Below are 18,436 nucleotides of genomic sequence, written 5' to 3'. Positions count from 1 at the left end.
CACCCCTCCCGGCGGCGGGAGGGGTGGTGAGCGCGCCAGGAGCCGGTCCGGGCAGGTTTGCCGAGGTGGCAACAGCGCTGGCCCCGGCGCCGCGGGACCCCGCACGCTGCCGGGGTGAGCGAGCACAGCGCGGAGCACGTCCCGGAGGACTACTTCGAACCGGCGTCCTGGGAACGCCGCTACGCCGGCGAGGGCACCTGGTGGAGCGGCGCGCCCAACGCGCAGCTGGTCGACCTGGCCGCCGGCCTGGCGCCCGGCACCGCCCTGGACGTCGGCTGCGGCGAGGGCGGCGACGTCGTGTGGCTGGCGCAGCGCGGCTGGCGGGTCACCGGCGCCGACTTCTCCGAGAACGGGCTGGCGCGCGCGGCCCGCCACGCCGAGCAGGCCGGGGTCGCCGACCGCCTCGACCGGTGGCGGGTCGACGCCCGCGAGTTCGACGCGGGCGGGCGCACGTGGGACCTGGTGACGACGCACTTCCTGCACCCGCCGGACGCGGGGATGGCCGACGTCGTGCGCCGCCTGGCCGCGGCCGTCGCCCCCGGCGGTCACCTGCTCGTCGTCGGCCACTCCCCCTCGCAGCACCACACCCAGCTCGACGCGGCGAAGGTGCGGGCGATGTGGCTGGCGCAGGACCTCGTCCCCGCCCTGCCGGAGGGGTTCGAGGTGCTCGTCGTGGAGCAGCGCCCGCGCACCGTCGTCCACGACGGGCGCACGTTCGACGTCGACGACTCCACCCTGTTCGCCCGCCGCCGCGGCTGACCCGGCTGACACGGCTGACACGGCGCGTGCGAAGGCCCCGCACCCGGGACGGGCGCGGGGCCTCCGCACGCCGACCCGCGCGCGGCGCTCAGTCGGCGATGGCCGCCACGGGCGAGGTGCGCGCGGCCCGGCGCGCCGGCAGGACCGAGGCCAGCACGCCCGCGAGCGCCGCGACGGCGACGATCCCGGCGACCTGCGCCCACGGGACGTCGAGCACGACGGGGCCCTCCGCGGAGAGCACCGAGGAGGTGCCCGCCAGCCCGTAGGCGGTGCCCAGCACGACGCCGAGCACCCCGGCGACCCCTGCCACGAGCAGCGCCTCCCAGGCCAGCAGGGCGCGCAGCTGGCCGCGGGTCAGCCCGAGGGCGCGCAGCAGACCGGACTCCTGCCGGCGCTCGACGACCGACAGGGCCAGGGTGTTGCCGACGCCCAGCAGGGCGATGAGGACGGCCACCCCGAGCAGGCCGGTGACGACCAGCAGCATCGTCGTCAGGACCTGGTCGAAGGCGGTGCGCACGGCCACGACACCGCTGACGCCGCTGCTGGGCAGTGCCCCGGCGACGACCTCGGTGACCTCGTCGACGACGCGGCCCTGCGCGTCGGCGTCCAGGGCGGCGTCCAGGCGCAGCCACGCGGTGGACACCGGCGCGTCCGGGTCGGCGCGCAGCAGGTCCTCCGCGCGCAGCAGCGTGCCCTGCTCGGAGTCGGGGGCGACGACCACGCGCAGCTGCACGGGCGCACCGCCGGGCGCGGACACCCCCACGCTCTGCCCGTCGGCCAGGCCGAGGACTTCGGCGGAGTACCCGGACACGACGACCTCGCCGGGGCCGGGCAGCGGCGCGCGCTGCTGCGAGCGGACCACGCCGGCGGCCGCCGCGGTGTCGACGCCCGCCGCGGACGTGCTCCCGCCGGTGCTCAGCTCCACCTCGCCCTCCAGCACCGGGACCGCCCCCGCCACCCCGGGCAGGGTCCGCAGCTGCTCCAGCAGGGCGTCGTCGACGGGCTCCTCCCACGAGGAGACGACGACGTCCGTGGGGTAGCCGGCCTCCAGCAGGTCGCCGGCGGTGGCGCGGGTGGAGGAGGCGCCCACGACCATCGCGGTGGTGAGGGTGACGCCGATGAGCAGCGCGGTCGCCGTGGCGGCCGTGCGGCGGGGGTTGCGCACCGCGTTGCCGGCGGCCAGCCGCGCCGGGACCCCCGCGCCGCGCACCAGCCGCCCGGCCAGCCCCACGGCCGCGGGCACGAGGCGCTGGCCGAGCAGGACGACGCCGACGAAGCTGACCGCCCCGGCCAGCACGGCCGGCTCCAGCGCGCCGCGGGTGGAGAACAGCACCAGGGCCGCGGCGGACGGCACGGTGAGCGCGACGCCGGCGACCAGGCGCAGCAGCCCGCCGCGCGAGCGGACCGGGGCGGGCGCCAGCGGGCGCAGCGCGGCCAGCGGCGCCACGCGGGTGGCGGCGCGGGCGGGCGCCAGCGCGGCCAGGACCGTCACGACGGTGCCGACCACGACACCGGCGACGAGGGCGTGCACCGGCACCTGCAGGGTGCCCAGCGGGACGGGCGAGTCGGCGTCCGCGGCGACGCGCGCCACCACCGCCGCCAGGCCCGTCCCGGCCGCCGCGCCCGCCAGCGAGGCCAGCGCCCCGACGACGAGGGCCTCCAGGAGCACCGAGCGGGACACCTGGGCGCGGGTGGCGCCCACGCAGCGCAGCAGCGCCAGGTCGCGGGTGCGCTGGGCCAGCAGGACCGCGAACGTGTTCGCGATGACCAGGCCCGCCACGAGGACGGCGACCGCGCCGAAGACGAGCAGCACGGAGGTCAGGGCGGCGGCGTCGCCGGTGAACGCCGACGCCCGCTCCTCGGCGGCCTCCCGGCCGCTCACCGCGGTTAGCTCCCCCGGCAGGGCGGCGGCGACCGCGTCGAGGACCGCCTCGGCCGCCGGGCCCGCGGCCGCGCCGCCGGCCGCGGCCGCCCGCAGCCGCGTCACGGGCGCGTCCCAGGTGCGCAGCTGCTCGTCGGTGGCGAACACCCGCCCCGCGTAGCGGGCGGTCGGGTCGCCGGTGAGGTCGACGACGCCGACGACGCGGACCCGCTCGGTGAACTCCCGGGCGTCCTCCGACGACGGCAGGACGGTGACGCTCAGCTCGTCGCCCACGGCGGCGCCGGTTCGCTCGCTGACGGCGACCTCGCCGGCGGTGGCGGGCAGCCGGCCGGCGAGCACGTCCTCCCAGCGCAGGGGGCCGGGCGCGGTGACCGCGTCGGCCTGGGCGTACGTGCTGCCCGTGCGCCCGGGCAGCTGCACCTGCACGCCCGTGGAGCGGTCGGCGGCGACCTGCGCCACCTGCCCGGCGGGCAGTTCGCGCAGGCTCCGTTCCGCGGCCCGCAGGGCGGCGCCGGTGGCGGCCGGGTCGCCGTCCAGGTCCGTCCCCTCCACGGGGGTGACGACGGCGGCCGCGGAGGTGAACGGCTTGCCGACGGCGTCGAGCAGGCTGGCGCCCGCGGAGGCGTTGAGCACCAGGGTCGCCACGACGAACGCGACCGCGATGACGACGGCCAGGCAGGAGGCGAGGACGCGGGCGCCGTGGGCGCGCAGCTGCGCCAGGGTGGTCCGCAGCACGGTTCAGGCCCCCAGGGTGCGCAGGGCGTCGAGGACGTCGTCGGGCGTGGGATCGGTCAGCCCGCCGGCCAGCCGGCCGTCGGCCAGCAGCACGACGCGGTCGGCGTACCCGGCGGCCACGGGGTCGTGGGTGACCATGACGACGGTCTGCCCGAACTCGCGGACGCTGGCGCGCAGCAGGCCCAGCACCTCCGCGCCGGCGCGCGAGTCGAGGTTCCCGGTGGGTTCGTCGGCGAACACGACGTCGGGCCGTGGCAGCAGGGCCCGGCCCACCGCGACGCGCTGCTGCTGCCCGCCGGACAGCTCGGACGGCTTGTGCCGCAGGCGTTCGCGCAGGCCGAGGCGGGTGACGACCTCCTCGTGCCAGGCGCGGTCGGGGGTGCGCCCGGCCAGCTGCAGCGGCAGGACGAGGTTCTCCCCCGCGGTCAGCACGGGCAGCAGGTTGAACGACTGGAACACGAAACCGACGCGGTCGCGGCGCAGCCGGGTCAGCTCGGCGTCGCGCAGCGCGGTGAGCTCGGTGTCGCCGAGGAACACCCGCCCGGCGGTCGCGGTGTCCAGACCGGCCAGGCAGTGCATGAGCGTGGACTTGCCGGAACCCGACGGGCCCATGATGGCGGTGAACTCACCGCGGGCGAACTCCACGTCGACGCCGGCGAGGGCGTGGACGGCGGCGTCCCCGCGGCCGTACGTCTTGCGCAGGCCGGTGGCGCGCACGGCGGGCGCGCCGGCGCGCAGCACCTCCGGCGACGGGACGGGTCGCGGTACGGGCACGGGTCTCCTCCTCGGGTCGCGGCCGCCGGGTGCCCGGTGGCCGTCCTCCGACGGTAGGAACTCCGTGCCCGGTGCCGCGTCGGGCGCCGAGCGGATCTCCGCGCGGCCCGCGCGTCGCCCCGGCGGTGGAGGCGTCCTCGCCGGCGTCCTCCCGCGGGTGGACGCGCGGCGGGCCTCAGCGCGCGTCGCGCAGCACGTCACCGGGCTGCACGAGCCCGGCGGTGTAGGCCAGGACGACGGCCTGCACGCGGTCGCGCGAACCGGTCTTGGCCAGCACCCGCCCGACGTGCGTCTTGACGGTGGCCTCGGAGACGACGAACCGGGCGGCGATCTCGCCGTTCGTCAGCCCGTGCGCCATGCACTCCAGCACCTCCAGCTCGCGCGGGGTGAGGTCGTCGGGCAGGCGGGTCTCCGGCGCGGCCGAGGGTTCGGCGCGCAGGAGCGGACCGACGTGCTGCAGCAGCCGGCGGGTGGAGCTGGCGGCGATGACGGCGTCCCCGGCGTGGACGGTGCGCACGGCGGCGAGCATCTCCTCCGGCGGGGCGTCCTTGAGCAGGAAACCGCTGGCGCCGGCGGCGATGGCGGCCACGACGTACTCGTCGAGGTCGAACGTGGTGAGCACGACGACGCGGGGCGCGGTCCGCCCCTGCGGCAGCGCGGCCGCCGTGAGGCGCCGGGTGGCCTCGATGCCGTCGACGCCGGGCATGCGCACGTCCATGAGGACCACGTCGCAGTCGGTGCGCTCGACCAGCGCGACGGCGGCCAGGCCGTCGGAGGCCTCGCCGACGACCTCCAGGTCGGGCTGGGAGTCGATGACCATGCGGAACCCCGCGCGGACGAGCTGCTGGTCGTCGACGAGGACTACGCGGACGGCGGGCACGGGACCTCCGGGGCGGTGCGGGACGGGCGCGGACGAGGCGGGTCAGGACGTGTACGGCAGCGTCGCACGGACGCGGAACCCGCCGCCGGGACGGGGCCCGGCCGAGGCGCTGCCGCCGTGCAGGCGCGCGCGCTCGGCCATCCCCAGCAGCCCCTGCCCGCCCGGTGCCGCCGGCGGCACCGCGGCGGCGCCGCGGCCGTCGTCGTCGACGCCCAGGCGCAGGGCGTCGGCGTCCCAGCGCACCTGCACCTGCGCGCGGGCGGCGGGACCGGCGTGCTTGAGGACGTTGGTGAGGGACTCCTGCACGATCCGGTAGGCGGCCAGCCCGACGGCCGGCGGCAGCTCGCGCGGCTCGCCGACGACGTCGAGGGAGACGTCCAGACCGCTGGCGCGCACCTGCTCCACGAGGTCGCCGATGCGCGCGGCGTCCGGCTGCGGCGCCCGCTCGTCGCCGGGCCCCTGGCGCAGGACGCCCAGGAGGTTGCGCATGTCGGCCAGCGCCTGCCGGCCGGTCGCCGAGATCGTCCCGAGGACCTCGGCGGCCGCGGCGGGGTTCGCGGCCGCCGCGTACCGCCCGCCGTCGGCCTGGGCGATGATCACCGACAGGGAGTGGGCGACGACGTCGTGCATCTCTCTGGCGATGCGCTGGCGCTCGGCGGTCGCGGCCAGCCGCGACTCGTTCTCCCGCTCGTTCTCCAGCAGCCGCGCGCGCTCGCGCAGCGCCACCTCGTTGGTGCGGAACGCCCGGCGCAGGCTGCCCAGCAGCCAGGTGGCCACGACGAGGACGGCGAGGAACGCGACGGCGGCCAGGAGGGAGGCCGGGTCGGCGTAGCCCCACGTCAGCAGCACGTAGCGCACCGGGGCGATGAGCGCGCCCGCCAGCCCCAGCAGCAACCCGCCGCGCGCGGCCCACGGGGCGGCGTAGGCGGCCAGGGAGTACAGCGCGACGAGCACCGCGGCGTTGGCGGGCAGCGGGTCGTTCGACAGGACCGTCTGCAGCAGGCCACCGGTGGCCACCAGCGCGCCGGAGACCTCCGGCCGGGCCCGGCGCAGCGCCAGCGGCGCGCACATCAGGACGCTGACGAGGACGGCGCCGGGCCCGGTGGCCGTCGCCAGGCCCGCGCACACCAGCGTGAGCAGCGCCGCGCCCAGCACGTCGAGGAGCAGGGCGTTGGCCCGCGTCCAGGCGACGAACCGGTCGAAGACGTCCTGCGGGTGCTGCGGGTACTGGGTCGGTTGGAGCGGCACCGCACGAGCGTAGGAGCCGCGCCGCGCGCGGTCGTCAGCCCGCGGGACCAGCCCCGCCTCGGCCCGGGGTCTGACCCGCGGCCCGGGCGGCCTCGTGGGCGCGGGCGGGGAACTGCGTGGCCAGCTTCCCGCCGGAGACGTCGACCAGGGTGCCGGTGATGTAGGACGCGGCGTCGCTGGCCAGGAACAGCAGCAGGTCGGCGACGTCGTCGGCGCTCTCCCAGCGGCGCAGGGACAGCGTGTCCAGCAGGCGCTCCTGGGCGGCCGGGTCCATGTCGGCGAAGCCGTTCATGGCGGTGGGGACCATGCCGGGCGCGTAGGCGTTCACGGTGATGCCCCACGGGCCCAGCTCGGAGGCCAGGACGCGGGTGAACGCCACGACGGCGGCCTTGGACGCCGCGTAGGCGGCGCTGCCGACGCTGGGCACGACGGCCGCGAACGAGGCGGCGTTGAGGATGCGGCCGCGCCCGGCGCGCTTCATCACCTCGGCGGCGGCCCGGCTGACGAGGAACGTGCCGCCGGCGTTGACGTCCAGGCAGGTGCGCCAGCGCTCCCACGTGAGGTCGGCGACCTGCCCCTCGACGTTGACGCCGGCGTTGTTGACGAGCACGTCGAGGGTGCCGTGGCGCTGCACGACCCGCTCGACGGCCCGGTCCACCGAGGCGGGGTCGACGACGTCGCAGGCGACCTGCTCGACGCCGGGCACCGGGTCGGGGTCGGGCGCGAGGTCGAAGGAGGCCACCCGGGCGCCCTCGGCGGCGAAGCGGGCGGCCACCGTGCGGCCGATCCCGCGGGCGGCGCCGGTGACGACGACGACGCGGTCGGACAGGTCCAGGTGCACGTCGGCCTCCTCGCCCCGGTGCCCGGCCGGCACCCGGCGGGCATGATGTCGCACCGTGAGCGTAGCGAGCGGGGAACCGGAAGCGGCGGTGCGGGAGCGGGACGGGCGGGTGGTGTGGGTCACCGGCGGCGGCAGCGGGGTCGGCCGCGCGGTCGCGCTGTCGGCGGCCGCGGCGGGCTGGTCCGTCGCCGTCAGCGGGCGCCGGCCCGGTCCGCTGGAGGAGGTCGCGGCCGAGGTCGCCGGCGCGGGCGGGGACGCGCTGGCCCTGACCCTGGACGTGCAGGACGTCGACGCGGTGGCCGCCGCCCGCCGCGCCGTCGTCGAGCGGTTCGGGCGGCTGGACGCCCTGGTGCTGGCGGCCGGGCTGAACACCCCGCGGCGGCGCTGGGACGACCAGGACGTGCGCGAGGTCCACGACGTCATCGCCACGAACCTGTCGGCGCCGGTCACCGTGGTGGACGCCGCCCTGCCGGACCTGCGCCGCACCGGCGGCGTCGTCGTGGTGGTGTCCTCCATCGCCGCCTGGCGGCCCTCCCCCGGCGCGGGGGTGGCCTACTCGGCCAGCAAGACGGCGCTGGGCGCGCTGGTGCGCACCCTCAACGAGCAGGAGGCGCCGCACGGGGTGCGCGCCTGCCACCTGTGCCCGGGCGACATCGCCACGGACTTCCTCGACCAGCGCCCGCAGGTGCCCGATGCCGCCGCCCGCGCCGTCATGCTGACACCGGCCGACGTGGCCGGCACCGTGCAGTTCGTGCTGGACGCCCCCGCGCACGTGCGGGTGGACGAGCTGGTCGTCTCCCCCGTCGTCCGGGGGTGACGCGGCTCCGGCCGCCACCTGGCGGGGGCGGCCGGAGCGGGGCCCCGGGGTTCAGGCCTCCAGGGTGGTGTTCATCTCGTCGGCGAACTGCTGCGGCGTGATCGACAGGTTGAACAGCCGCTCGATGTTCTCCAGCAGCTTGTCGGCGGCCGTCGGCGACAGCGCCTGGTCCCAGGACTGCTGGAACGTGGAGGCGCCGGAGGCCAGGTCGTAGACGAACTGCAGCCACTCGGCGTCCTCGGAGCCCTCGAACTGGCTGTCGGAACCCAGGACGATCGGCACCGACCCGCTCTCGATCCACGCCTGCGTGGTGGCGTCGGTGACCAGGCCCTCGGCCAGGAACTTCTTGGCCGCCTCCTTCTCCTCGTCGGTGGCGCTGGCGGCCACCGCGTAGTACCCGGAGGGGTTGCCGACGGTCGCGCTGGGGTCGCCCGCGCCGCCCTCGACGGTGGGGAACGTCATCCAGCCGAGGTCGCCGCCGGTGACGAAGTCGCCGCCGTCGGCCTTCATCGACCCGTACGTCCACGCGCCGTGCAGCATCATCGCGGCCCGGCCGGTGTAGAGCAGGGCCTGGTCGGCGTTGGTGTCCGCCGCGATGGAGGCGAATCCGGTGACGAAACCCCCGGCCTCGACGAGCTCCTGCGTCTTGGTGAGCGCGTCGATCGAGGCGGGCTGCGACCACGCGTCGGGCTCGCCGTCGTAGATGGACTGGAACAGCTCGGCGCCGCCGATGCGGTCGTACAGGTACTCCAGCCACATCATGTTCGTCCAGCGCGACTGCCCGCCGAGCGAGATGGGGGCGATGCCGGCGTCGTTGAACACCGGGACCAGCGCCATCAGCTCGTCCCACGTGGCCGGCGGCTGCGCGCCGACCTGCTCGAACACGGCCCTGTTGTAGTAGAGGACGATCGGGGTGACCGCCTCGCACGGCACCGCGTAGACGCGGTCGTCGACGGTCGCGGCGGCGAAGGCGCTGGGGAACAGCTTGTCCCGCAGCTCGGTGTTCTCCTCGAAGAACCCGGTGAGGTCCTCGACCTTGTCGTTGCGCACGTAGTCGCGCAGGCCGCCGCCGCCCCAGCTCGGCAGGATCGTCGGCGCCTGGTCGGCGCCCATCGCGGTGCGGATCTTCGTCTTGTAGGCGTCGTTCTGGAACGCGGTCAGGGCGATCGCGGCGTCCTCGTTCGCCGCGTTGAACGCGTCGACGGCGTCGGTGCGGATCCCCTCGCCCGGCTGGCCGGTGAGGATCCACATGCTCGCCCCGCCCTCGGCCGCCTCCCCCGGTCCGGAGGAACCGCCGCAGGAGGTCAGGGCCGCCGCGGTCAGCGGCGTGGCGAGGGCCAGGGTGAGGAAGGAGCGGCGGGAGGCCGGCGAGCTGGTCACGAGGATCTCCGGTGCGCTGCGCGCGGCGCCAGCGCCGCGGGTTCGGGTCGGTGGCCGCGCGACCAGGGGCCACCACCGTCGGTGGACCCGGACGAGCCGGCTCTTATCGTTATAGTCGGCAGCGGCGGGAGCCGTGTCAAGGACTCCCGCGCGCAGGGCCCCGGACGGCGGTGGCGCTACCGTCGTCCTGAGGACCGGACGGTGCGGGGACCGCGAGCGCGGCCCGCCCGACGGACCGTCGGGCGGCCCCAGGAGGAGGTGCGACGTGGTCACCATGCGCGACGTGGCGGCGGAGGCCGGCGTCTCGCCCATGACGGTCTCCAACGCCCTCACCGGCAAGAGACCCGTCAGCGAGCAGACCCGCCAGCTGGTCATGGAGACGGTGGAGCGGCTGGGCTACCAGGTGAACGTGGCCGCGCGCAGCCTGCGCCAGGGCCGCACCGGCGTCGTGGGCATCGCGGTCCCCACCCTGGACAGCCACTACTACAGCCAGCTGAGCCACCGCCTGGTGCGGGGCTTCGCCCAGGCGGGCCTGGCGACCGTCGTGGAGGAGACGCACGCCAGCCGCGAGGGCGAGCTCGCCGCGTTCCGCGACTCCCGCCTCAACGCCTACGACGGCCTGGTCATCGCCGCCCTCGGCCTGACCGAGCGGGAGATCAACGCGCTCAGCCGGGAGGTCCCCGTCGTCGTGCTGGGCGAGCAGGAGCTGCACCAGACCGTCGACCACGTGAGCATGCCCAACGTCGAGGGCGCCGAGTCCGCGACCCGCCTGCTCGTCGAGCGCGGCTGCCGCCGCCTGGCGATCGTGGGCTCGCCGCCCCTGGACGCGCTGGCGACGGCCACCCTGCCCGAGGGCGCGGCGTTCTCCCTGCGCGCGGAGGGTTTCCGCCGCGTCGCGCAGGAGGCCGGGGCCAGCGCCGTGGCGACCCACGCCGGCACGACCCAGGAGGCCGGCGTGCGCTGCGCCCAGCAGCTCCTGGCGCTGCCCGAGCGACCCGACGGCGTCTTCTGCGTCACCGACACGCTCGCCTTCGGCGTGGTGCGCGGGCTGGCCGACCACGGCGTGCGCGTGCCGGAGGACGTCCTCGTCGTGGGTTTCGACGACGTCGAGGACGCCCGGTACCACGTGCCGTCGCTGTCCACGGTGGCTCCGGACCACCAGGCGATCGTCGACCACGCCGTGCGCCTGCTGACCCGGCGCATCGCGGCCCCCGACGCCCCGCCGCAGGACGTCACCGTCTCCCACACCGTCGTCGAGCGGGAGTCCACCCGCCGCGAGCAGCCCGTGCGCGCGGGCGCGGCCCGCCACGCGCGGGCCGGCGCCCGCTAGGAGCGGCGCGCGCCGCCGGAGCCGCGGAACCCGCGCAGCCGCAGGCTGTTCGCGACCACGGAGACGGACGAGAGCGCCATCGCCGCACCGGCGATCATCGGGTTGAGCAGGCCGGCCGCCGCCAGCGGCACCGCGGCGGTGTTGTAGGCGAACGCCCACACCAGGTTCTGCTCGATCGTGCGCAGGGTGCGCCGGGACAGCCGGACGGCGTCGGCGGCGGCGCGCAGGTCGCCGCGGACCAGGACGAGGTCGCCGGCCTCGATGGCGACGTCGGTGCCGGTGCCCATGCTCAGGCCCAGGTCGGCCCGGGCGAGCGCGCCCGCGTCGTTGACGCCGTCACCGACCACGGCGACGGTCCGGCCCGCGGCCTGCAACCGTTCGACGACCTCGACCTTGTCCGCGGGCAGCACCTCGGCGATCACCTCGTCGACGCCGACCTCGGCGGCGACGGCGCGGGCGACGGTCTCGTTGTCGCCGGTCAGCAGGACGGGCCGCAGCCCCAGCGCGCGCAGCTGGGCGACCGCCTCGGCGCTGGTGGGCTTGACGGCGTCGGCGACGACGAGCACGCCGCGGGCCCGCCCGTCCCAGCCGACGGCGACGGCGGTGCCACCCCCCCGCTCGGCGGTGGTCTTGGCGGCCGCCAGCTCGGCGGGGAGGTGCTGCGACCACTGCTCCAGGAGCCGGGCGCGGCCGACGACGACGGCGCGGCCGTCGACGACGCCCTGCACACCGAGCCCCTCGAGGTTCTGGAAGTCCGCCACCGGTGGCAGGTCGCCGGTCTCGGCGGCGGCACCGGCCGCGACCGCACGCGCGATCGGGTGCTCCGAGGCGGCCTCGAGGGCGCCGGCCAGGCGCAGCAGCTCCGCCCGGTCGACGCCGTCGGCGGGGACGACGTCGCGCAGGGTCATCCGCCCGGTGGTCACGGTGCCGGTCTTGTCGAGCACGACCGTGTCGATCCGGCGCGTGGACTCCAGCACCTCCGGGCCCTTGACGAGGATGCCCAGCTGGGCGCCGCGGCCGGTCCCGACCAGCAGCGCGGTCGGCGTCGCCAGGCCCAGCGCGCACGGGCAGGCGATGATCAGGACGGCGACGGCGGCGGTGAACGCGACGCTCAGCGGTTCGCCCGCGCCGGTCCAGAACCCGAGGGTCGCGGCGGCGACCAGGACGACGACGGGGACGAAGACGCCGGAGACCCGGTCCGCCAGGCGCTGGACCCGCGCCTTGCCGTTCTGGGCGTCCTCGACGAGCTTGGCCATCTGCGCGAGCTGGGTGTCCGCGCCGACCCGGGTGGCCCGCACGACGAGGCGGCCGCCGGCGTTGACGGTCGCGCCGACGACGGCGTCGCCGGGGCCGACCTCGACGGGCACGGACTCCCCCGTCAGCGTGCTCACGTCGAGCGCGGAGGTGCCCTCCTCGACGGTGCCGTCGGTGGCGACCTTCTCCCCGGGGCGCACGACGAACAGGTCCCCGACGGCGAGCTGCTCGACGGGGACGCGTTCCTCGCGCCCGTCGCGCAGGACGGCGACGTCCTTGGCGCCCAGCTCCAGCAGCGCCCGCAGCGCGGCGCCCGCGCGGCGCTTGGAGCGGGCCTCGACCCAGCGCCCGAGCAGGAGGAACGTGGTGACGCCGGCCGCGACCTCCAGGTAGACGTCTCCGCTGCCGTCCGTGCGGCTGACGGTCAGCTCGAAGGGGTGCGTCATCCCCGGTTCACCGGCCGTGCCGAGGAACAGCGCGTACGTCGACCAGGCGAACGCCGCGAGCGTGCCCGTGGAGACGAGGGTGTCCATCGTCGCCGCGCCGTGCTTGAGGTTGACCCACGCGGCGCGGTGGAACGGCGCACCGGCCCACAGCACCACCGGCCCGGCGAGGGCGAAGCTGAGCCACTGCCAGTACGTGAACTGCAGGGCCGGGACCATCGCCATCACGACGACCGGTGCGCTCAGCAGCGCGCTGATCGTCACCCGGCGGCGCAGGTCGGCGGCCGGGTCCTGCCCGGCCGGTTCCAGACCGGTGCCGGTGTCCGCGCCGGCCAGCTCGCCGCTGCTGGGCAGCGGCACGCGCGGCGCGGGCAGTTCCGCGGTGTACCCGGCGGCCTCGACGGCGGCCACGAGGTCCTGCGGGCCCAGGTCGCCGGCCCAGGTCACCCTGGCCTTCTCGGTCGCGTAGTTCACGCTCGCGCTGACGCCGTCGAGCTTGTTGAGCTTCTTCTCGACGCGGTTCGCGCAGCTGGCGCAGGTCATCCCGCCGATCGACAGCACCAGCTCGCGCTGGTCGCCCGCGGGGGCGGACGTCTCCGGGCTCATCGGGTGGCTCCTCGTGCGGTGACGGTCGCGGGGACGACGGCCGGCCCGCCGGACGGGGCCCCGGCCACCCGGCCGTGGTCCTCGCCGTGGTCCTCGGTCGTGGTGTCGTGCACCGGGGCCGGCGCGGGACCGGCCGGTCCGCCGGTGGCGGCGCCGACACCGAAGGCCGCGCCGAACGCGACGGCCGCGGCACCGCCGAACGCGGCGAGCTTGAGGGGGGTGCGCACAGCTCCTCCCCGCCTCAGGACCGCACCAGGCGGGCGATCGCCTCGGACGCCTCGCGCACCTTGGCCTCGGCCTCGGGCCCGCCGCGCGCGGCGGCGTCGACCACGCAACCGGCCAGGTGCTCGTCGAGCAGGCCGAGCGAGAACGACTGCAGGGCGCGGGTCACCGCCGACACCTGGGTGAGGACGTCGATGCAGTACTTGTCCTCCTCGACCATCCGCTGCAGGCCGCGGACCTGACCCTCGATGCGGCGCAGCCGCTGCAGGTGCTCGTCCTTGGCGTGGGTGTAGCCGGCCATCGTCCCCTCCTCGGCGCTCGTGCTCGTGCGGGTGCGGCGCGTCAGGCGCCGACGACCTCGTAGCCGGCCTCCTCGACCGCCGCGGCCACGGCGGCGGCGTCGACCGGCCCGTCGGCCTCGACCGCCACGCGGCCGGCGGCGACGTCGACCGAGACGCCGCGCACGCCCGGGACGGCGCTCACCTCGGCGGTGACGGCGCGGGCGCAGTGGTCGCAGGTCATGCCGCTGACGGTGTACTCGGTGGTGCTCACGGTGCTCGTCCTCCCGGTGTCGTGGAGGTACCCCCTGGGGGTACCCGGTACGAGAACGCACGGTACCCCCGCGCTGTTCCCGGTGCCGCCCGGAGCACCGGCCCTCAAGGCGTGGGCGGCGACTGCCGATCACCAGCACGTGTCCACGTCCAGCAGCGGCGGCGCGCACGACCAGGTCGCCGAGGTCTCCGAGCACGAGCGCTACGACGCGCTCGACCGCCCCGCCGGCGACGAGCTGGACGCCGTCGTGCGCGCCGCCGCCGTGGTCGCCGGCGTGCCCACCGCCACGCTGAACCTGTTCGACGGCACCCGCATGTGCCAGGTGAGCACGGTCGGCTTCCGCGGCGTGGACAGCCCCCTGTCGGAGTCGATGTGCCACCTGGCGGTGGGCTCGGGCGAGCCCCTGGTGCACCTGCCCGACGCCCGCCTCGTCCCCGAGTACGCGGCCACGCCGTGGGTGGACGGGCGCGCCGCACGGGTGCGCTTCTACGCCTCCGTGCCCCTCACCGCTCCCGACGGGCACGTCCTCGGCGCCCTGTGCGTCTTCGACACCGAGCCCGGGCGGCTGGACGAGCGGCAGGCCGACGCGCTGCGCGGGCTGGCCGCCGTCGTCGTCGCCCTGCTGGAGCGGCGCCGGGACGCGCGCCGGGGCGCCGAGCTGGCGGCCCTGGCCGAGGAGCGGCGCGTGCTGGCCGCCACCCTGCTGGACACCGTGGACGTCGGCATCGTCGCCTGCGACGCGGACGGTCACCTCACGCTGTTCAACCGGACCGCGCGCGCCTGGCACGGCGTCGACGCCGACCCGGGCGCGGAGCCGGCCGACCTGCCGGTGCGCTACGACCTGCGCACCGCCGACGGCGGCGCCGCGCTGGCGCCGCGGGACGTGCCGCTGCTGCGGGCCCTGCGCGGCGGGCCGGTCGACCGGTTCCCGTTCGTCATCGCCGCGCCCGGCCGGCCCGCCCGCCACGTCGAGGCGACCGCGCGCCCGCTGCGGCGCGCCGACGGGACCGTCGGCGGAGCCGTCGTCGCCATGACCGACGTGTCCGGGCACCACCGGGCGGCCGCGCGCGCGGCGGCGGCGCTGGAACGCCACGAGGCGCTCGTGCGGGCGCAGTCACGGCTGGCCGAGGAGCAGCAGGTGCCGGCGGCCGTGGCGGCGCGCACGTGCAGCGCCGCGCGGGAGGTCGTCGGCGCCGCCGGGGCGGCCGTGCTGGAGCCGGCCGCGGCGTCCACGGGCGGCGTCGCCGGCGGCGAGGCGGACCGGTGGGTGGTGCGCGCCGCGACCGGCGACCTCGCCGCGCTCGACGGCTCCCCGCTGGCGCTGGCCGTCCCCGGCCGGGCGGCGGCACCGGCCGGCACCGGCGGCCCGGCGGACGGCTGCGCCGTGGTGCCCCTGCGCCACCGGGGCCGGCTGCGGGGCGCGCTGCTCGTGGCGCCGGGCGCGGACGGCCTGGACCAGGGGGACCTCGCGGCCCTGGAGGTCCTCGCCGTCCCGGCGGCGGCGGCGCTGGTCAACGCCCGCACGCTGCAGGAGGTGCGGCGCACCGCCGCCCACGACGCGCTGACGGGGCTGCCCAACCGGGCCGCCCTCCTGCAGGCCCTGCAGGAGGGCCTGCGCCGCCAGGAGCGCACCGGCACCCACCTCGCGGTGCTGTTCCTGGACCTCGACGGGTTCAAGGCCGTCAACGACGACCTCGGCCACCGCGCCGGCGACGACCTGCTGGTGGCCGTCGCCGCCCGCCTGCGCGCGGTCCTGCGCACCACCGACACCCCCGCGCGCTGGGGCGGCGACGAGTTCGTCGTCCTCGCCGAGGGGCTCGCCGTCCCCGCGGACGCGCACCTGCTCGCCGCCCGCGTCGCCGAGGCCGTCGCCGGCGAGCACGCCGTGCGCGGGCCCGACGGCACCGCCCGCACCGTCCGGATCGGCACCAGCGCGGGTGTGGCGCTGGCCGCGCCCGGCCCGGTCGCCGGCGACGGCGCCGAGCGGGCGGCGCAGCTGGTCACGGCCGCCGACGACGCCATGTACGAGGACAAGCAGGCGCGCCGCCGGGCGCGCGCGGACGAGGTGCCCGGGGTGCCGGGAGAGCGCAGCGGCGCCCGGGCTCAGGCCAGCGGCTTGCCGCCGGTGACGCCGAGGACCTCGGAGGTGATGTAGCTGGACTCCTGCGAGGCGAAGAACACGAACGCCGGCGCGAGCTCGGCGGGCTGCCCGGCGCGGCCCAGCGGCACGTCCTCGCCGAAGCTGCCGACGGCGTCCTCCGGCATGGTCGCCGGGATGAGCGGCGTCCAGATCGGGCCCGGCGCCACGGAGTTCACGCGGATCCCCTTCTCGGCCAGCGCCTGCCCCAGGCCCTTGGTGAAGTTCACGATGCCGGCCTTGGTCGTCGCGTAGTCCAGCAGCGGCGGGGACGGCTGGTACGCCTGGATCGAGGAGGTGTTGATGATGCTGCTGCCCTCGGGCATGTGCGGGACGGCCTTCTTGCACAGCCAGAACATCGCGTAGAGGTTCGTCTTGAGGACGCGGTCGAACTGCTCGGTCGTGATGTCCTCGATGCCGCCGGGCTGCGCCATCTGGTACGCGGCGTTGTTCACCAGCACGTCGATGCGCCCGAACTCGGCGACGGCGCGGTCGACGACCTCCTGGCACGCCTCCTCGGCGGTCAGGTCGACCGGCACGGTGACGGCGCGGCGGCCGGCCTCCTCGACGTGGCGCGCGGTCGTGCGCGCGTCCTCCTCCTCCGAGGGCAGGTACGCGATGAGCACGTCGGCGCCCTCGCGGGCGAAGGCGATCGCCACGGCGCGGCCGATGCCGGAGTCGCCGCCAGTGATCACCGTCGCGCGGCCCTCCAGGCGGCCGCTGCCGCGGTAGGACTCCTCGCCGTGGTCGGGCTCGTCGCGCAGCTCCCCCGTCCGCCCCGGGTGCGGGACCTGCTCGCCCTCGTTGTCGGGGCTGGCGTACTGCTGCTGCGGGTCCTGCTGCTGCGTCTGGTCCTCGGGCACGGTGTCCTCCGTCGGTCGCGGTGCGCTCTCAGCGGATCCCTACCCCGCGACCGCGCGCCTCAACCGCGCTCGCGCCGGGCCGGCGCACGACGCGCGCCGGCGCGGCGACCGGCACTGGCTGCCCTAGGCTCGGCTCCGCCGGCGAACCGCCGCCCGGACGGCGGTGACGTGGCCGGGCCGGGTCGTGCGGCAGCAGCACGCGCACCACGAACCCGAGGAGACAGCGCCGTGACCCGTACCGGGACGTCGACCGTCGAGGCGGTCTACGAGGAGGTCGTCCGCCGCAACCCCGCCGAGCGGGAGTTCCACCAGGCCGTGCGGGAGGTGCTGGACTCCCTGGGCCCGGTGCTGGAGCGGCACCCCGAGCACGCGGAGCTCAAGACCGTCCAGCGGCTGTGCGAGCCCGAGCGCCAGGTCGTCTTCCGGGTGGTCTGGCAGGACGACCGCGGCGAGGTCCAGGTCAACCGGGGCTTCCGGGTGGAGTTCAACTCGGCGCTGGGCCCGTACAAGGGCGGCCTGCGCTTCCACCCCTCGGTCTACCTGGGCATCGTGAAGTTCCTGGGCTTCGAGCAGGTGTTCAAGAACGCGCTGACGGGCATGCCCATCGGCGGCGGCAAGGGCGGCTCGGACTTCGACCCCAAGGGCCGCTCCGAGGCCGAGGTGATGCGCTTCTGCCAGGCGTTCATGACGGAGCTGTACCGGCACCTCGGCGAGCACACCGACGTCCCGGCCGGGGACACGGGGGTCGGCGCGCGCGAGATCGGATACCTGTTCGGCCAGTACAAGCGCATCACCAACCGGTACGAGTCCGGCGTCCTGACCGGCAAGGGCGTCTCGTGGGGCGGGGCGCGCGTGCGCACCGAGGCCACCGGCTACGGCGCCGCCTTCTTCGCCTCGGAGATGCTCGCGGCGCGCGGCACGTCGCTGGAGGGCCGCCGGGTCGTGGTCTCCGGGTCCGGCAACGTGGCCCTGTACGCCGTGCAGAAGGCCACCCAGCTGGGCGCCACGGTCGTCGCGTGCTCGGACTCCGGCGGGTACGTGGTGGACGAGTCGGGCCTGGACCTGGAGGTGCTGCAGCGGGTCAAGGAGGTCGAGCGCGGGCGGCTGACCGACTACGCCGAGCGCGTGCGCTCGGCGCGGCACGTGGTGGGCGGGTCCGTCTGGGACGTGCCGTGCGAGGTGGCCATCCCCTCGGCGACGCAGAACGAGCTGGACGAGGCCGCGGCGGCGCGCCTGGTCCGCAACGGGTGCGTGGCCGTCTCCGAGGGCGCCAACATGCCCTCGACGCCGGGGGCGCTGGAGGTGTTCCGGGCGGCGGGGACGGCGTTCGGCCCCGGGAAGGCGGCCAACGCCGGCGGCGTGGCCACCTCCGCGCTGGAGATGCAGCAGAACGCCTCGCGCGACAGCTGGACGTTCGAGCACACCGAGGCCCGTCTGGAGCAGATCATGAAGGACGTGCACGCGCGGTGCGCGGAGGCCGCCGAGGAGTACGGCTCGCCCGGGGACCTGGTGGTCGGGGCGAACGTGGCCGGCTTCCTGCGGGTGGCGGACGCGATGCGCGCCCACGGCCTGGTGTGACGCAGGACGCCGACCGGCCCGGCCCCGCGGGGGCGGGCCGGTCGGCGGGGTGGTGGACCGGAGGGTCAGGGGTCCGGCCAGCCGGCGGCCCGGCACAGCTCCTACCACTCCGCGCGGGTCAGCGGGATGTTCGAG

At 76.7% G+C, this 18,436-nt stretch carries 16 protein-coding genes; 5 read left to right on the top strand and 11 right to left on the bottom strand.

The window, feature by feature from the left end:
* The first annotated feature begins 114 nt into the window (after positions 1-114).
* On the top strand, positions 115-759 hold the full coding sequence (locus tag ACRYMY_RS18150; protein ID WP_432548622.1) for a class I SAM-dependent methyltransferase: 645 nt from the start codon (positions 115-117) through the stop codon (positions 757-759).
* 88 nt (positions 760-847) lie between these two features.
* Here ACRYMY_RS18150 and ACRYMY_RS18145 read toward each other — a convergent pair whose 3' ends face one another.
* The 5 genes from ACRYMY_RS18145 to ACRYMY_RS18125 form a co-directional block, all read right to left on the bottom strand.
* Positions 848-3,376 (bottom strand): ABC transporter permease, encoded by a 2,529-nt coding sequence (locus tag ACRYMY_RS18145; protein WP_432548621.1) that lies wholly within the window; start codon positions 3,374-3,376, stop codon positions 848-850.
* 3 nt (positions 3,377-3,379) lie between these two features.
* Positions 3,380-4,150 carry an ABC transporter ATP-binding protein gene (locus tag ACRYMY_RS18140; protein ID WP_432548620.1) on the bottom strand — a complete coding sequence of 257 codons (771 nt, stop codon included), beginning with the start codon at positions 4,148-4,150 and terminating at the stop codon, positions 3,380-3,382.
* Between the two features lie 175 nt (positions 4,151-4,325).
* Positions 4,326-5,030, bottom strand: coding sequence for a response regulator (locus tag ACRYMY_RS18135; protein WP_432548619.1), 705 nt, complete (start codon positions 5,028-5,030; stop codon positions 4,326-4,328).
* A gap of 42 nt (positions 5,031-5,072) precedes the next feature.
* The gene (locus ACRYMY_RS18130) at positions 5,073-6,278 is read right to left on the bottom strand and encodes a sensor histidine kinase (protein ID WP_432548618.1); all 1,206 of its coding nucleotides are present in this window, start codon (positions 6,276-6,278) and stop codon (positions 5,073-5,075) included.
* A gap of 34 nt (positions 6,279-6,312) precedes the next feature.
* The gene (locus tag ACRYMY_RS18125; protein WP_432548617.1) at positions 6,313-7,119 is read right to left on the bottom strand and encodes an SDR family NAD(P)-dependent oxidoreductase; all 807 of its coding nucleotides are present in this window, start codon (positions 7,117-7,119) and stop codon (positions 6,313-6,315) included.
* 55 nt (positions 7,120-7,174) lie between these two features.
* On the opposite strand from ACRYMY_RS18125, the gene ACRYMY_RS18120 reads away from it, so the two are divergent.
* Complete coding sequence (locus ACRYMY_RS18120) at positions 7,175-7,936, top strand: SDR family oxidoreductase (protein ID WP_432548616.1); 762 nt, start codon at positions 7,175-7,177, stop codon at positions 7,934-7,936.
* 51 nt (positions 7,937-7,987) lie between these two features.
* On the opposite strand, the gene ACRYMY_RS18115 is transcribed toward ACRYMY_RS18120, so the two are convergent.
* Complete coding sequence (locus tag ACRYMY_RS18115; RefSeq protein WP_432548615.1) at positions 7,988-9,316, bottom strand: extracellular solute-binding protein; 1,329 nt, start codon at positions 9,314-9,316, stop codon at positions 7,988-7,990.
* Positions 9,317-9,590: 274 nt separating this feature from the next.
* Here ACRYMY_RS18115 and ACRYMY_RS18110 point away from each other — a divergent pair, with 274 nt between their 5' ends.
* Positions 9,591-10,646: a LacI family DNA-binding transcriptional regulator gene (locus tag ACRYMY_RS18110; protein WP_432548623.1), complete on the top strand. Its 1,056-nt coding sequence runs from the start codon at positions 9,591-9,593 to the stop codon at positions 10,644-10,646.
* On the opposite strand, the gene ACRYMY_RS18105 is transcribed toward ACRYMY_RS18110, so the two are convergent.
* Genes ACRYMY_RS18105 through ACRYMY_RS18090 form a run of 4 tightly spaced genes read right to left on the bottom strand, consistent with a single transcriptional unit; the run spans position 10,643 to position 13,723 of the window.
* Complete coding sequence (locus ACRYMY_RS18105) at positions 10,643-12,949, bottom strand: heavy metal translocating P-type ATPase (protein WP_432548614.1); 2,307 nt, start codon at positions 12,947-12,949, stop codon at positions 10,643-10,645. The genes ACRYMY_RS18110 and ACRYMY_RS18105 overlap by 4 nt on opposite strands.
* Positions 12,946-13,176 (bottom strand): hypothetical protein, encoded by a 231-nt coding sequence (locus tag ACRYMY_RS18100; RefSeq protein ID WP_432548613.1) that lies wholly within the window; start codon positions 13,174-13,176, stop codon positions 12,946-12,948. The genes ACRYMY_RS18105 and ACRYMY_RS18100 overlap by 4 nt, the downstream gene beginning before the upstream one ends.
* Before the next feature lie 14 nt (positions 13,177-13,190).
* On the bottom strand, positions 13,191-13,472 hold the full coding sequence (locus ACRYMY_RS18095) for a metal-sensitive transcriptional regulator (protein WP_432548612.1): 282 nt from the start codon (positions 13,470-13,472) through the stop codon (positions 13,191-13,193).
* Between the two features lie 41 nt (positions 13,473-13,513).
* Complete coding sequence (locus ACRYMY_RS18090) at positions 13,514-13,723, bottom strand: heavy-metal-associated domain-containing protein (RefSeq protein ID WP_432548611.1); 210 nt, start codon at positions 13,721-13,723, stop codon at positions 13,514-13,516.
* Between the two features lie 139 nt (positions 13,724-13,862).
* Between ACRYMY_RS18090 and ACRYMY_RS18085 the strand changes: the two genes are divergently transcribed.
* A complete protein-coding gene (locus tag ACRYMY_RS18085; protein WP_432548610.1) occupies positions 13,863-15,878 on the top strand; it encodes a diguanylate cyclase domain-containing protein in 2,016 nt (671 codons plus the stop codon).
* On the opposite strand, the gene ACRYMY_RS18080 is transcribed toward ACRYMY_RS18085, so the two are convergent.
* Positions 15,827-16,723, bottom strand: a complete 897-nt coding sequence (locus ACRYMY_RS18080) for an SDR family oxidoreductase (RefSeq protein ID WP_432548609.1) — start codon at positions 16,721-16,723, stop codon at positions 15,827-15,829. The genes ACRYMY_RS18085 and ACRYMY_RS18080 overlap by 52 nt on opposite strands.
* A 228-nt stretch (positions 16,724-16,951) precedes the next feature.
* On the opposite strand from ACRYMY_RS18080, the gene gdhA reads away from it, so the two are divergent.
* Positions 16,952-18,301, top strand: coding sequence for an NADP-specific glutamate dehydrogenase (gene gdhA, locus ACRYMY_RS18075; RefSeq protein WP_432548608.1), 1,350 nt, complete (start codon positions 16,952-16,954; stop codon positions 18,299-18,301).
* Positions 18,302-18,436: the final 135 nt, after the last annotated feature.

Source organism: Kineococcus haloalkalitolerans (assembly GCF_050871905.1).
Taxonomy (GTDB): Bacteria; Actinomycetota; Actinomycetes; order Actinomycetales; family Kineococcaceae; genus Kineococcus.
This window is presented reverse-complemented; position numbering and strand designations above follow the sequence as displayed.